The sequence below is a fragment of the uncultured Brachyspira sp. genome (assembly GCF_944390595.1).
Lineage (GTDB): Bacteria > Spirochaetota > Brachyspiria > Brachyspirales > Brachyspiraceae > Brachyspira.
In genome coordinates this window covers 1-15,855 of sequence record NZ_CALXRN010000072.1, presented here as the reverse complement: position 1 = coordinate 15,855, position 15,855 = coordinate 1, and the positions used below count along the sequence as shown (strand labels likewise).

Annotated in this window: 15 protein-coding genes; 7 read left to right on the top strand and 8 right to left on the bottom strand. The window is 26.4% G+C overall.

Annotation, left to right across the window (positions count from 1 at the left end):
* The coding region (locus Q0J90_RS03925; protein ID WP_297276667.1) for an ankyrin repeat domain-containing protein at positions 1–363 on the bottom strand (363 nt) is incomplete at its 3' end.
* Positions 364–752: 389 nt separating this feature from the next.
* On the opposite strand from Q0J90_RS03925, the gene der reads away from it, so the two are divergent.
* The 4 genes from der to Q0J90_RS03905 all read left to right on the top strand — a co-directional run bounded on the left by der (position 753) and on the right by Q0J90_RS03905 (position 3,735).
* The gene (gene der, locus Q0J90_RS03920) at positions 753–2,249 is read left to right on the top strand and encodes a ribosome biogenesis GTPase Der (protein WP_297276666.1); all 1,497 of its coding nucleotides are present in this window, start codon (positions 753–755) and stop codon (positions 2,247–2,249) included.
* Entirely contained in the window at positions 2,239–2,889 is a 651-nt protein-coding gene (gene plsY, locus Q0J90_RS03915) for a glycerol-3-phosphate 1-O-acyltransferase PlsY (protein WP_297276665.1), read from the top strand. Before der ends, plsY begins: the two co-directional genes overlap by 11 nt.
* Before the next feature lie 8 nt (positions 2,890–2,897).
* The gene (locus Q0J90_RS03910; RefSeq protein ID WP_297276664.1) at positions 2,898–3,278 is read left to right on the top strand and encodes a hypothetical protein; all 381 of its coding nucleotides are present in this window, start codon (positions 2,898–2,900) and stop codon (positions 3,276–3,278) included.
* 154 nt (positions 3,279–3,432) lie between these two features.
* Complete coding sequence (locus tag Q0J90_RS03905) at positions 3,433–3,735, top strand: hypothetical protein (RefSeq protein WP_297276663.1); 303 nt, start codon at positions 3,433–3,435, stop codon at positions 3,733–3,735.
* 63 nt (positions 3,736–3,798) lie between these two features.
* Here the strand turns inward: Q0J90_RS03905 and Q0J90_RS03900 are convergent, their stop codons facing one another.
* Entirely contained in the window at positions 3,799–6,657 is a 2,859-nt protein-coding gene (locus Q0J90_RS03900; RefSeq protein WP_297276662.1) for an AAA family ATPase, read from the bottom strand.
* Between the two features lie 107 nt (positions 6,658–6,764).
* Positions 6,765–7,145 carry a hypothetical protein gene (locus tag Q0J90_RS03895; RefSeq protein ID WP_297276661.1) on the bottom strand — a complete coding sequence of 127 codons (381 nt, stop codon included), beginning with the start codon at positions 7,143–7,145 and terminating at the stop codon, positions 6,765–6,767.
* A gap of 185 nt (positions 7,146–7,330) precedes the next feature.
* Here Q0J90_RS03895 and Q0J90_RS03890 point away from each other — a divergent pair, with 185 nt between their 5' ends.
* Positions 7,331–7,783 carry a DIP1984 family protein gene (locus Q0J90_RS03890; protein WP_297276660.1) on the top strand — a complete coding sequence of 151 codons (453 nt, stop codon included), beginning with the start codon at positions 7,331–7,333 and terminating at the stop codon, positions 7,781–7,783.
* Between the two features lie 64 nt (positions 7,784–7,847).
* On the opposite strand, the gene Q0J90_RS03885 is transcribed toward Q0J90_RS03890, so the two are convergent.
* From Q0J90_RS03885 to Q0J90_RS03870, 4 genes are all read right to left on the bottom strand, one after another.
* Positions 7,848–8,906, bottom strand: coding sequence for an NAD(P)-dependent alcohol dehydrogenase (locus Q0J90_RS03885; RefSeq protein ID WP_297276659.1), 1,059 nt, complete (start codon positions 8,904–8,906; stop codon positions 7,848–7,850).
* Between the two features lie 100 nt (positions 8,907–9,006).
* Positions 9,007–12,138, bottom strand: a complete 3,132-nt coding sequence (locus Q0J90_RS03880) for a PD-(D/E)XK nuclease family protein (RefSeq protein ID WP_297276658.1) — start codon at positions 12,136–12,138, stop codon at positions 9,007–9,009.
* A gap of 9 nt (positions 12,139–12,147) precedes the next feature.
* Positions 12,148–12,579 carry a hypothetical protein gene (locus Q0J90_RS03875; RefSeq protein ID WP_297276657.1) on the bottom strand — a complete coding sequence of 144 codons (432 nt, stop codon included), beginning with the start codon at positions 12,577–12,579 and terminating at the stop codon, positions 12,148–12,150.
* Positions 12,580–12,586: 7 nt separating this feature from the next.
* Positions 12,587–13,129, bottom strand: coding sequence for a hypothetical protein (locus Q0J90_RS03870; protein WP_297276656.1), 543 nt, complete (start codon positions 13,127–13,129; stop codon positions 12,587–12,589).
* A gap of 154 nt (positions 13,130–13,283) precedes the next feature.
* Here Q0J90_RS03870 and Q0J90_RS03865 point away from each other — a divergent pair, with 154 nt between their 5' ends.
* Positions 13,284–13,715: an EamA family transporter gene (locus tag Q0J90_RS03865; protein WP_297276655.1), complete on the top strand. Its 432-nt coding sequence runs from the start codon at positions 13,284–13,286 to the stop codon at positions 13,713–13,715.
* Between the two features lie 14 nt (positions 13,716–13,729).
* Here the strand turns inward: Q0J90_RS03865 and Q0J90_RS03860 are convergent, their stop codons facing one another.
* Positions 13,730–14,434, bottom strand: coding sequence for a DUF4241 domain-containing protein (locus tag Q0J90_RS03860; RefSeq protein WP_297276654.1), 705 nt, complete (start codon positions 14,432–14,434; stop codon positions 13,730–13,732).
* A gap of 177 nt (positions 14,435–14,611) precedes the next feature.
* Here Q0J90_RS03860 and Q0J90_RS03855 point away from each other — a divergent pair.
* On the top strand, positions 14,612–15,855 hold a 1,244-nt coding region (locus tag Q0J90_RS03855; protein ID WP_297276653.1), incomplete at its 3' end, for a PhoH family protein.

Below are 15,855 nucleotides of genomic sequence, written 5' to 3'. Positions count from 1 at the left end.
AACTAACATCTGTATAATTTCAACATTACCTGCACCGCAAGCCCAAAGAAAAGCATTTCTCTCTCTGCCGTCATAAATAGAAGGATCAGCACCATTATCAAGCAGATATCTTATCATATCTTTATTTTTACTAAGTACAGCTAATATGATGGGAGTTTCTTTATTAATCTCATAAGATCTATCTAATATAGAAACCTCATCCTTTATGGTTATTCCAGTATTAATATTTTCTTTGTTTATTAGTTTTTTGAGACCTTCTAAATCATTATTTACTATAGCATCAAATATATTGTTATTATTATTTGAACAAGATATAGTAAAGATACTCAATAAAAATGATAGAATTAAAATTAATTTTTTCATTATACACCTCCATTATTGTTTATATTTTTATAAGTATGTGCACTTACTTACTAATTTGGTAATTAGCTTTATTTTATTTATTTTTAATATTATTTATGATGTTGTGTTTGAATATGCAATTAATGACATAATACAACTTTTCATAAAAATAAAACCTCATTTAATAATATATATTATTAAATCAAAAAAGTCAATAATAGGTGTATATGGTATTTTAAATATAATTAAAAATATATAACTAAATATTTCAAAATAAAAAAATACCGAAAAAGATTATAGAATTGCTGTATATTTTATAATTTTTATGAGATAAAAATATAATGGCAATATATTAAAAATTATGATATTATTTTAACTTGTACACTATTATTGTATTAAGGGTTTAATGAATGAAAAATATTGCCATACTTGGAAGACCTAATGTTGGAAAATCTACACTTTTTAATAGATTTGTTGGAAGGAGAAAGTCTATAGTTGATCCTATGGCCGGAGTAACAAGAGATATAAGTATGGCATGCACTTATATTGATGATATAGCATTTAACGTATTTGATACAGGCGGACTTCTTGATATAAGCGATGATGTTCTAAATGAAAAGGTAAGAGAAAAAGCTTTAAAAACAGCTATGGAAGAGGCTGATATACTTTTATTTCTCGTTGATGCCCATCAAACTCATCCCGATGACAGACATTTTATAAATACTATAAGAAAATCAGGAAAACCTATTATACTTGTTGTTAATAAGGTGGATGCCGATTCGCATACGGATTTAATAAATGAATTTTATTCTTTGGGTATAAAAGACATAGTACCAATAAGTGCTGAACATAATAACGGTATTGATGATTTAAGAGAAAAAATATTAGAAATTCTTGAAAGAAACGGATTTGATTTAGAAGCTGAAAGAGAAATTTCTAAAAATGATAATTATAATGAAGAAGATGATGATATAACAGAAATTGAAAATAATGTTGAAGATTTTGAATATTATGATGATGATTTAGACGAAGAAGATGAAGAAGAAAGTTATAATAAAAAAGAAAAATCAAAACAATATAGACTTGATGAATATATAGCACAAAAGAAAACAATCAATATAGCAATAGTTGGAAAACCTAATGCAGGAAAATCCACTTTACTAAATACATTAATAGGAAAAGACAGAAGCATAGTTTCGGATATTGCGGGAACTACAAGAGATGCAATAGATGAAACTTTTAATTTTAAAGGCGATGATATTTGTTTAGTTGATACAGCTGGAATAAGAAAGAAAAAAAATGTTAATACGGATGTTGAATATTACAGTGTAAACAGAGCAATAAAGGCTATAGAATCTTCAGATGTATGCATATTAATGCTTGATGTTTTTGAAGGTCTTACGGATCAGGATAAAACAATAGCTAATCTTATAATAGAAAGAAGAAAAGGAATAGTAATAGCAGCAAATAAATGGGATATAAGAGATAAGGGAACAACTTGGAATGATTATGAAGCTTATATGAAAGAGACTTTTCCTGTTCTTAATTATGCTTTTTATGCAAGAGTATGTGCTACAAGAAAAAATGATGCAGAAAAACTTTTATCGCTTGCCGTAAGAGTTGCTAAAACAAGACTTCAGAGATTTGAAACTCATGCACTGACAGAAACTATGGTTCGTGCCACAAGAGAATATACTATTACAGCTGGAAGAAGCCCTTTCAAGATTTTTTATGTTACTCAAACTGGAGTAAATCCTCCTGCATTCGCTGTATTTTGCAATCATCCGCATAAATTAAATTCGCATTATAAAAGATATTTAGAAAATAGATTCAGAGAGATGTTTGACTTCAGAGGAACACCTATAATACTTAATTTCAGAAAGAGGGGTAAAAAAGATGATAATTAAAATAGTAATAAGCATATTAATATCCTATATAATCGGAGCTATACCATTTTCTTTTATAATAGGTAAAATAAATGGGCATGATGTTAGAAAGGAAGGAAGCTGTAATCCGGGTGCAAGCAATGTTCTTAGAGTATGCGGTAAAAAGGCTGGAATTGCTGCTTATATTTGCGATATAGGAAAGGGAATGATAGCTGTTGTTGTTCCTTCTTTTATTCTCTCAAGTATAATTTCAAATCATAGTTATATTTTAGTTGCATGTGCTGTTGCTTCTATATTGGGGCATGTATTTTCTATATTTTTAGGTTTTAAAGGCGGTAAAGGAGTAGCAACAAGTGCAGGTTCAATGTTTATGCTTGCTCCTATAAGTTTGATTATTACTATGGTATTTTTCTTTATAGGTTTATTCTTATCTAAAAAAACGGTTGCTATAGGTTCTACTTTCGGGGCTATTGCTTTCCCTATAGTTTTGAGTTTATTATATTTCAAGGTTAATTTTTTATACAGAATATTTTTTAATATAAACTTTATAGTTCTTCTTCCAATTGCTATACTTTTAGCCATATTCATTATAGTAAAACATATACCAAATTATAAAAGAATGCTTAAAGGCGAAGAGAATAGTTTTACTAAAAAGGGATAATATAAATAATGAAGAAAATGTTTTCAGCATTTTTATTATTAATGCTGCTTATAAGCTGTACAAAATCTAATGCAAATAAATATGCAGGAGTTTGGGTAGGGGATTTAGGCAATATAATAGGGATGGCAATGACAGTTAATGATGAGAATACTGTTTCTTTGCCTATAGGAAGCAGTCCTGTAATAATTTCAAATGTTCAAGTAAAAAATAATCAATATATAATAGAAGATTATTCATTCAAACCGGAAACAGACGGAGCAATGGAAGCATCAAATTTTACAATAACTATGACTATAACTTTTGAAAGTGTTACAAACTGTACTATAAATGGAATTATGAATTACGGAGCTGAAGATATAATTATTAATAATACTATGGTAAAAAAATAATTTGATAAATTACTATTTACAAATTTATAAAAAGTTTTACTATCTATAAAATTAAATTATTTATTTGGGGTTTTTATGAAAGATATTTCTAAAATTATAATATTATCTATTTATATATTTTTTATTTTAAGTTGCAGTAATAATCCTATGAAAAATGAAAGCAGATATGAAGGGGGTTTTAAATACTACTCAAAATACGAGACAGCTTATAACCAATAAATGCACAGTAATAGTTGATGAATTTGGTTCTATAGCAATTACTATAGAAGAAGATAATGGATATGAGGGAGTAACGAATATATCAGAAGAAGAATTAATACAAACTTCTGATAATTCATATACTGCATCCAAAAATGGAAAGAGATATTCATTTGTTTTTAATGATGGTTATATGACATTAACAATAGAAAATACCGATAATACTACAAGCAATGGACTGCTTTCAAAAGTAAATTGATTTTTATATCTTTTTAAGATACATATAGCTTTATTATATATAAAGTTATATGTACATTAAAAATTATTCCTGAGTTACTAATTGTTCCTGACTTCCATTTACAGTACCGTCTTTATCTACTTTAACGGTAAATATTTTTGATACGCCTTTTTCTTCTGCTGTTATTCCGTAATAAGCATCAGCAATAGTAGCCGAAACTTCATCATGCGTAATGATTAAGAATTGAGTTTTATCAGAAAGATTTTTAACCATATTCTTGTATCTTATAATATTAGCTCCGTCAAGTGCGGCATCAACCTCATCAAGTATACAGAAAGGACTAGGTCTGTATAAGAATATTGCGAATACTAAGGCAAGCCCTGTCATTGTTAGCTCTCCTCCTGAGTAAGAAACTATATTTTCCATTTTTTTGCCAGGAGGCTGTGCGAATATATCTATAGGACTGTTTAATAAATCCTCTTCATTTTGTATTTTTAATCCTGCATTACCGCCGCCGAATAATATTTTAAAAGTTTCTGAGAATTTTTTATTTATCTCATTGAATGTTTTTAAGAAATCTTCTCCTGCTTTTTTATTGGCATCTACTATTATTTTTAATATCTCTTCTTTGGATTTTTCCAAATCTTCTTTCTGCTTGCTTAAAAAATCAAATCTGTTTTTAGCTTCCTGATATTCATCTAAAGCCATTTCATTTATATGGCCTAAATTTTTGATTTTTTCATTAACAGTATTTAATTTATTCCTGAAAGTTTCTTCATCTATTAAATTTTGAGTATTATCTTCAAACTCTTTTAAATTGAGAGTATAATTTTCATAGAAATGAGTATATATATCATTAATTTTATCTTTGCTCTGATTTATTCTCTCTCCGACTCTTGTAATGTTTTCATTTATTTCATTTAATTTTCTTACACGTTTTGCCAAACTTGATTCAAAATTTGATAATGCAGATTCTGCCTTTTTTATTTCATTTGCTTTATGTCTTGATTCGCTTTCTGTTTTTGATTTTTTCTTTTCAAGTTCTTTATAAGTAATTGAGTTTTCCTTATATTCTTCATTAAGATTTTTATAATCTTCTTCAAGTCTGTTTATTTTTTCATTTAAAGAAGCAAATTCATCTTCAACCAGCTTCATGCTTTTTAATATTAAATCTTTTCTCTCTTCGGATGCTTTTCTATTTGTTTCGTATTTTGCTCTTTCTATAGTAAGAGTTGTAAGAATAGAATTGGATTTATTTATATTTTCTGTTGAAAGTCTTATTTCATTATTTAATTCTTCCATTTTTTCTATATTAGCTTTTATAAATCCTTCCAAGTCTGATATTTCTTTATCTATTGCCTCTTTCTGCATATAAGTACCCTCTTTATCGAAAAGCAAATCAACAAAAGGGTCTTTTATTTTAGTATACTCTTTAAATATACCTTGTAAAAATAAAGCATCTTTTTTTTCTGTTTCTAAAATCTCTCCCAAATTCTTAATAAAACTAGAAATTGAATTAAAATTAAGTTCATTTAAATTTGACAATACTCCGTCATCTTCAAAATCTCTTATAGTATTCATTTTTGTATTAATAGAATTAAGAAGATTATTAAAGCCTATATCAATATCAGATTCATGCTTTCCTATATTCTGATAAAAGCTGTTTCCCATAACATCTTTTTTCTTTTCATCTATCTCAGTTATTATTTTATTTATAACTTCTAATTGTCTTTCTCTTGCATCTGCAATTTTTAATGCGGCATTTTGATTTTCCTGAGTTATCATAGAAATTTGATCATTCAAACTTGCTATTTTATTCTGTTCATTTGCAATATTGTTTTCTTCTATTTCCTGTTCTTTTAATGATCTTTCTATGTTCTCAGCTATAGTTTTTACATCCTCTTCAAGTTCTGCTATTTTATTTTTATCTTCTTCAAGTCTTTTTAATAAAATGTTTTTTCTGTTTATAGTTTCTTCTTTTTCTTTGCTTGCATTATCGAGCTGATTTTTTAATTGATTGGCCATCTTCTCTATATGGGTAAGTTCAGTCATAATCAATGATACCTGTTTATCAAGCTCTATTGACAATGTTCTAGTTTCTTCAAATTTTAATAATTCCTGCTGCTTTTGATTATCTAAATCTTCAAGCTCTTTTTCTAATTCCTGTTTTTTATTATTATGATCTTCCAAACTTTTAGTCTGCTCTTCTAAAGTAATTCTTAATTTTTTTACTTGATTAACATTAATGCTTATATTTATTTTTTTCTGCTCATCTTTTAATGAGTAATACTTTTCAGTTCTTGCGGCCTGATCTTTTAAAGATTTATAATGTTTTTCAGCCTCTTTAATCTGTATTTTTACATTATCAAGATTTTTTTCAGACTCTTCAAGTTTTTTTGTGGCTTCTCTTCTTCTTTCAAGATATTTGCTTATTCCCGCAGCATTTTCAATTATGCTTCTTCTCTCTTCTGGTTTCTGCTTGGCAATTTCAGAAACGGTACCCTGCTTAATAACAGAATAGGCATTCTTACCCAAACCTGTGTCTAAAAACATATCAACAATATCTTTTAATCTTACCTGTTCATCATTGATATAATACTCAGATAATCCTTTTCTATAGTATTTGCGTGTTACTATAACCTCATCAATATCATATTTTTTTATCCATCTGGATTTATTGTCTAATGTAAGGGCAACCTGAGCTAAAGAGGACGGTTTTCTAGTGTCTGTACCATGAAATATAACACTTTCCAAACCTTTGGCACTGTCTATTCTTAATCTGCTGGCAGATTGTTCTCCCATAACCCATAAAAAAGCTTCTACAATATTGCTTTTTCCTATACCATTAGGTCCAAGAACTACTGTAACTCCTTCGTTAAACTCTATATTTGTTTCTATAGCAAATGATTTGAATCCATGCAAATTAAGATTCTTTATATACATTCTATTTCCTATCTTTCAATACTTAATATATTATAATTATTATCGTCATCTACAATAATTAATTACAGTAATTATACAATCGTATAGAAAAAAATCAATCTCAATATTTATTTGATATCATTGTCAAGCAGTTTGTAAAACCAAGTATTTTCATTATTATTTAATGGAAGGATATACTCTTTACCGTCATTATCTTTAAATAGTATATTTTCTTTATTATAATCTATCATCATTTTATAATCATTAGTATTTATAGGTTTAGCACTGTTAGTATCATTAATATCTTCTATATACATAGCCTCCATAATATCATTTATGGGCTGATATCCGCTTTTATTATTTATATTGCCTGCAAAGTATGTAAGTTTGTTAAAACTATTGGTATTTTCACGTTTTACCAATACAAACTCTAATTTTTCATTGGTTATTTTATTGCCTTTTATATCTTCATCAAATACTAATATTCCTATATTATCATTTACATACATATTGCAGCTTACGCTGATTATTATTAAAAATAAACATAGATAAAAAATATTTTTCATAGTACATATTAAAACATATCATTAGTAAAAAAATAAAATATATTTAATTAAGTTATATAAAATTAATTGACAAAATAAAATCGTTTAACTATATTATAATATAGTAATAAAAAAGGAGAAGAATATTTATGAAATTAGGAGAAGCTTTAATAAAAAGGGATGAATATATAAAAAAACTAGAAAATTTGAAAGAAAGGGCAAAAAATAATGTAAGAGTTCAGGAAAATGATGAACCGGATGAGAATGCTCATTATTTAATTAAAGACTATATAAAGACTAATAATGAACTTTATGATATTACAAAAAAAATAAATACTAAAAATCATGAAAGCATATTAGATACAGGCATATCAATGGCAGAAGCATTAAGCATGAGAGATAAGCTGCTTAGAGATATACAAATTTATAAAGATATTTTGCAGGAAGTTTATAATAAAAATTACAGAACATCTAAGAATGAAATAAAAATGACTACTTTGGTAAATGTTAAAGATATTCAAAAAGAAATAGATAAGCTTTCAAAAGCATACAGCGAAATAGATATTATTATACAATCTGCAAATTGGAATATAGAACTGTAAATATATAAAAAAATGCCGGAATAAAAAATTATACCGGCATCTTTTATAATAATATATTTTATTATTATTTTTGAATTCTTACTACAGGTTTAATTAAGTCAGCAGGTTTTTCACCCATAATTTTTACAGCTTCAGGAAGCTGATCCCAGCCTTCATATATATGAGTGATTAAGTGTCTAACATTTAATCTTCCTGAAGAAACTAAAGAACCTAGTTTTTCAGCTCTTAATCTTCCACCAGGCATAAGTCCGCCGAATATAGCTTTATGACCCATACCAACACCCCATTCAAGTCTAGGTATTAATACATTGTCTCCTGAACCTAAATAGTTAACATTACCAATTTTTCCGCCAGGTTTTAAAGATTTAACAGCTTCAGAGAAAGTTTCAACACCGCCTCCTGCTATAATAACTTTATCTACACCTTTTCCGTTAGTCATTTTTAATACTTGCTGATCTATAGGACCATTTTTATAGCTTATAAATTCATTAGCGCCATATATTTTAGCAACTTCAACGCATTTAGGTCTAGTACCAACAGCAATAATTCTTGAAGCTCCTCTTAAAGCAGCACCAGCAACACCCATAAGTCCAACAGGTCCTATACCTATAACAAGTACGCTGTCTCCATATTGTATATCAGCTAATTCAGCACCATGGAAACCAGTAGGAACCATGTCAGAAATCATACAAGCATCTATAGGATCCATTCCTTCAGGAAGTAAAGCAAGGTTTCCGTCAGCATCATTTACATGGAAATATTCAGAAAATACTCCGTCTTTTACGTTAGAGAATTTCCATCCGTTAAGCATTCCGCCGGAGTGCATAGAATAACCGCCTTGAGCTTCTACTGTACTCCAATCAGGAGTTATAGCAGTAACTAATACTCTGTCACCCTTTTTAAAATCTTTTACCAAAGAACCAACTTCATGAACTTCAGCACATACTTCATGCCCTAAAATCATGTCTTTTCTTTCACCTATAGCGCCAGCAATAGTATGTATATCAGAAGTACATATTGCTACAGCTAAAGGTTTTACAATAGCATCAAGAGGTCCGCAAGCAGGTATATCTTTTTCTACCCAGCCTGTTTCACCTATTTTTTTCATAGCAAACCCTTTCATATTTATACTCCTTTTTTATTTTTTGATATACTATATAGTATATGATTTTAAATCAAAAAGTCAAAAAATATGCAAAATTTTAGTTGTTAATATAATATTTTTATAATTCTTCTTCTGAAACAGAACCGTTATAAAAATCGCAATACTGACTGTTAAAACAAGCAGAGCATGCCTTATCGCTTGGCTTATAAACAAGTTTGCCGTTTAATATTTCATTGAATACTTCATCAAAATAATTATTTAAATTATAATTACTGTCAATGTATCCGCATATAGAAAGAAGCAAATCTCTGTCATTATATACTTTATTTATATTAGTATTTTTATCAACAACATCCTTTTCTTTATATATGGTAAATACAACTTCGCAGTTTTTTATTCTGTCAGATACATCGTCTTTTATATATTTGGATAATATATATTTTAAATATAAAATAGGCTGGAAATATGTATTTATAATATCTTTTTTTAATTCTATCTCATCATCAATCTTTTTTTTCTTTTCAGATGTATAACTTGATTTATAATCAACTATTCTAATTCCATTGATTTTTTTTAAGTTTTTATCTTCATAGCTGAAATCTATTCTATCTATTCTTCCATTTATTTTAAGAGTGAAATCTACGTTTGAATATATAATAGCATTTTTATCTTCGTAATTTTTGCTTCCTATATGTTCTTCAAATCTGTAAGGTATATAATGATATCCCATTTCTTCATCTTTTATGATGTTTTCTCTTATCTCTTTTTTTATAAAAGAATTCATAACATTTAAAGCTTCTTCTCTTATAACATTCTGATCTAATTGATATTCTATAAAATATCTGTCATTTAAATCTTTCTTTGAATATAAAGCATTAAGTCTTTCTATTTCTGTTTCTATAGCTTGTTTTGCTATATCATTATAATTATTAAACTCGCTTTCTTTAAGAGAGCAGTCCAATGAATCATTTTGTTCTTTAACTTTTTGATAAAAGTTTTGAAAAATATTATGATATGTAATACCTTTTTCCATATAGCTTATGCCCTGAACATTTGAAATAACAGATTTTTTTTCAAATAAATTAGAGTGAAAAAATTTAGCAGGGCATTCCATAACAGCCTGCAAAGTAGTTACAGATACGCTGTTTTTAAAAATATTATTAAAGAAGTCTTTTATCTCTTCATGCTTATCTTCAAAATTATTATATCCGTTTTTTTGAGATTTATGTTCTACTGTTTTTACTATATCTTCTAAATCCTCAATATCATCTTCCACTTCATTGTAGAAGAATAAGCTCATAATATTTTCTTTTTTTGTATGTATATTTTTTCCTCTTGGTATATAATCTTTTCTATATATAAGTCCGTTTTTTTGAAGAGTTTCAAATTTAAAATCATCATTATAAAGCTCTGAATATAAATCTTCAATATAATAAAAAGGAAGTTCAGGATTTGCATCCTCATCTTTAAGTCTGAATGAAAAATAAATATTAGTATTTTCAAAACATGAAGATATTATATTTAAAAATAAAGCATAAGAACTATCAGCAAGCAATTCCGGAGTGTTAAAAATATATTTGGAATATTTTTTGTTTACAGCATCTCTTAATTTTCCGCTTATAAAAAATGTATTAGGTCTTCTTACTAAAAAGTCATTATTCATTCCAAGTATAAATAAATATTTAAATCTTAATCCTCTTGCATCATACATATTGCTTACAGTTACTGAAGTTTCTCTATTATCTGAAAGCATAAGCGATTTATCTCTAAGCAGTACATTCAAAGCTGTATAAAAATCTAAATGGTTTATTTTTTCTTTATTTTCTGTATTGGCTATTTTCAATACAAAATCTAAAAATAAAGCTAATGCCTGATTATCCCTATAAAAATATTCATCTTTTGATTTATAGAAATTATTAAATATATTAGTATTATTTTCATCTTCTGTAAATAAAGAATCAATTTTTAAAAATTTTAATATATTAATATAAGTTAATCCTATTTCTTTATAAGTTTTTTTTGATACCAATTTATTTAAAAGATTTAAAAACTCTATTATAGAATCCGCCGTCTCTTTATTATTAGAGAATTTTTTTGATATTTTTATTTTCAATTCATTTAAAGACATCTTTGAAAATATTTCTTCTGAATTAGGAGCATAAATTAAATCTCTTATATTATAAGGGTTTATTCCTTTTATATTCTGTATGTAGGATGATGATAATATTTTTATAAGCATATCTACATCTGCTTCGCCGTCATAACTGTCTAATATTAAAAATATAGAAGTTAATACCGGTATAATAGGCACCTTCCATAAAAAACTCGCTCTTCTTTCATTAAATTTAATTCCGCATTCTTTTAATTTACTTGAAACAGCTTCATTATATTTTTGTATATTTGAAAAAACTATTCCTATATCATATAAAGGTGTTCCGTTATTTATTAATTTAATTATCTCATCAACAACTGTATCTGCTTCCTGCTTGGCTCCGAAACCTGCTATAAATTTAATACTGTCTTTATATTTATTTAAATTCTTCTTTTCTATTAATGCATTTGAAAAATTTGATATATTGTTTGACTTTAGATTATCTATTGAATTAAAAAACATTTTATAATGTTTGAAATAATTACTCATATCATAAGGCATTACAGCTTCTATATTTATATTATAATGTTTTGCTATATTTTCTAAAAATATTGTATGTATAGGAGGTATTTTTTCAAAATTATAAATTATTATTTTATTGTATTCATTAAAAGAAATTATTTCTTTATTTTGTATTGCATTTATAAATAGTTTAAAAGTATCAAATTGATCCAATAAATCATTTTCATTATTTATATTTTTATATATTGATATTATATCTTTTATTTCTTTTAGACTATCATATTCATAACATAATTTATCATTATTTGATATAAGCTCGGCAAATGTAATCTCTTCCATAGTTTTATATAAAGTATCTGCAAGTTCATAAGTGATATTCTGCTTTGAAATTAAAGAGTTTTTATTATGCTTTATATATTCATTTAATGCTGTATGAAGATTAATCACAGCTATTGAGGCATCGGCATATTTTTTAGAATTTTCTCTATTATAATTTGATTGAAAAGCATCAAAATGAATTTTATAAAATTGATGAAGAGTTTTATAATTGCTTATATCCATTGTATAATAATTATATTTATCTCTTAGATAATTATTTTTAGCTTTATTATTTGGGAATAAAATTAATTCTTGCATATATTTTCATTACTCATTAATAATATTTTCTAATTCTTCTACTATCATTGTTATAGTATCATTATATTCTTTGAACCATCCGCTGTTTGTAAGTGTAGACCATGTACTAAATTTTAAATTTTCTGATTCGCCTGTTTCATTGTTTAACAATTTTATATTTGAAAAATCAACTATAAACTTCTCATATTCTATATGAAAATTGATGTCAAAGCATAATGAATTATTATCTATAACTTTATTTGATACATAAAATAAATAAACAAGTCCGTTATCATAACTTCTAAATTTATTATCATCGGCTTGATTTTTTACCCATTTAATTATTTCTTTGCGTAAATCATTTCCCTTTAATTTTGTAGATATGAAAATTTTCTGCTCTCCATACACTATTAAAGCAGATAACAAAAAGAATATTATTATTAATAAAGTATTTTTACTCATTGATTTTTTAAATCTCTTTCAATGTTAATAAAATATTATTTATTGTATTAAATTGTTTTTTATCTATTTTTATTTTTAAATTATTATTAATAAGTGCAGCCATTACCTGATGAAAATAATTTTCTGTTTCTAATGTATATAAAATATAATGTATAAGCATATTCTCATAATATGAATTAAACTCTGTTATATGAATAGTTTTATTATTAATACTTATTTTATCATTGGATATTATATTTTCTTCTTTTATAGAATTTAAAATAGTTTCATTATATTCATCTAAGCTTATATTGCTTAATTCATTTTTAGATTTTGAAAACATTATGAAGCATATTCCGTTTTTATTATTAATTGCTTCTAAATTGGAATTTTCATTTAATTCATTTTTAGTTTTTGAAGATTTCCAGCCGTTTGGAAACTCTATGCTGAATTTTCCGTCATAGCTTTTAAGATGAAGAGTACTTTTGTTTCTTTTCTTTAGCAGTATTATTGTACTTGATATTGTTATTATTGAAGCAGCTGCGATTATAATAGGAATTTTTTTATTCATAAGTACTTACTCCTATGTTTTCTTAACATATAATAGGCTATAATATTTTTATTAAAAAATCAAGAAAAATATTATAATTTTCATTTTTTTGGGTTTTATATATAATTAAGATTACACTATTTAAAAAATTATCATTAAAGGATTTAATATTTTTATGTATTTATTATATGCATTTTTATCAGCAATATTTGCAAGCATGACAGCAATATTGGTAAAAATTGGTCTTTCAAATATAAATTCAAATTTGGCAACAGCAATTAGAACAATAGTAATTCTGATAATGTCTTGGGTTGTAGTTTTCTATGTTAATTCATATAACTCCATTAATACTGTAGAAGCTGTAAAAAATATAGATAAAAAAACTCTTCTATTTATAATATTATCAGGAGTAGCAACAGGGTTATCATGGCTTTTTTATTTTAAGGCATTGCAAATAGGGGAGGTTAATAAAGTTGTTGTAATAGATAAACTTTCTTTAGTATTTACTATAATATTGGCTGCCTTATTTTTAAAAGAAGCCTTAACATTAAAGGTGATAATAGGGGCTTTGATGATTACAGCAGGAACTTTAATTATAAGTTTATAATTTATTCATCATCTTCATTCTAAATCTATAAATATAGTATAGAATGCACATATTTCATTATTTTCATCATAAGCAAAATATGAAGGGTAATAACCATCTCCATAACCGCTTGTAAATAATACTATATTTAAATTAGAATTCGGTATATTCCAATTAAGCCAGTCGCCGTATTCAGATTGATATTTAGGATATTTCTTGGCATTTTCTTCTAATAAGTCAGCAAATAAATCATCATATCTGTTATCAAAATCTTTATTGTTTTCTTCTAAATCTTGTTCATAACTTAAATATTTCTTTGCAGCTTCTTCATCGCATACGCATCCCATACCGGCATCTACAGGATATCCGAAAAATTCTCCTTCTTCTACTTCTGATAAATCTTCTTCTCCAGTTACAGCAAGTTCATATCTTTTAGGCTCTTTATTTGAGAAAGAAATTTTTGCCATAGCGATTCTCTCTTCATCTTCTATAATAAGAAGAGATACTTTATACTTGTTAGGTTTTACTGTTTGTATAAAAGGAGCTATATCATCTTCATATAAATATGCTAAAGGATCGCATGCTATTATTTTTCCGCTTGTAAGATTAACTTCTCCTATTTCGAGAACATCTAATTTTATATTATTAAATTCTTTATCTCTAAATGCTTTATCCAAATCAAAAATAGGAGTAAGCAGATGCTTTACTTTATCAAATTGTTCTTTGAAATCTTTACTCATATATTTCTCCTAATATACATTTTAATAAATGATATGATATTTAATTATATTGTCAAGTTTTAAATATTAAGTTTTCAAAATAGAAGCATTCATCATTTGCTTTTTTCTTTCTTTTGTATAATACTTATTATATAGCATTTAAAAGTTATGCTGTAAAAATCAACAAAAGGATTTGCGATGACAGAAAATTTTATACCTAATAAAAAAGTATTTGTATTTGATACTAATGTTATATTACATGATTTTAAATCAATATTTTCTTTTGAGGAGACAAATATTGTTATACCTATTACAGTTTTGGAAGAAGTTGATAAGTTTAAAAAAGGAAGCGATACAATTAACTTTAATGCAAGAGAGTTTATAAGAGAACTTGATGTTATTGTAGAGAAAAATGAAGAACTTCAGGGAGTAAAAGATATATTTAAAAAAGGTGCTTTGCTTGATAATAAAAGTAAAGTATTTATAGATGTTAATAATGAAGAGAGGGATGATTTTAGAAAAATATTCTCAGGCAATATACCGGATCATAAAATATTATCATGTGCTTATAATATAAAATGTGAAAATCAAAGAGTAATTCTCATAACAAAAGATATTAACATGAGAATGAAGGCAAGAAGTTTAGGCATTGATACTCAGGATTATAATACTGATAAGATAGAAAAACTATCTTCATTGTTCACAGGTATAGAAAGTATTTCGGGAGACAATGCAAAGGTTTATATAAAAGAACTTAGTGAAAATAAAGAGATAGCAGTAAAGGGAGAGCATTCAATTTACCCTAATACATATTTCTGCTACAGAGTAAAAGAAGATGATGAGGCAGTAATAGGAAAATATAAAGAAGATACTAATACTATAGTTCATGTTGACACTAATATAGATGCTTATGGAATAAAGCCAAGAAATGAAGAGCAGGCTATGGCTTTGGATGTTTTACTTGACAATAACATACCTTTGGTTACTATAATGGGTAAAGCTGGAACTGGTAAAACTCTTTTGGCATTAGCTGCTGCTTTAGCAAAAAGAAGAGAGTACAGGCAAATACTTTTAGCCCGTCCAGTAGTAGCACTTTCTAATAAAGATTTAGGTTTCTTACCAGGCGATGTTAACAGCAAATTAGATCCTTATATGCAGCCTTTATTTGATAATCTTTCAGTAATACAGCATATACATTCTGATGACAGCGATGAAAGCAAGAATATAAAGAAAATGCTTGAAAATGAAAAAATAGTTATTTCTCCTTTAGCATATATTAGAGGAAGAAGTTTGAACAAAATTTATTTTATAGTAGATGAAGCACAGAACCTTACTCCTCATGAAATAAAAACTATTATAACAAGAGCAGGCGAAGGAACAAAAATAGTTTTCACAGGAGATATTCATCAAATAGACACTCCTTATTTGGATGAAAGAAACAA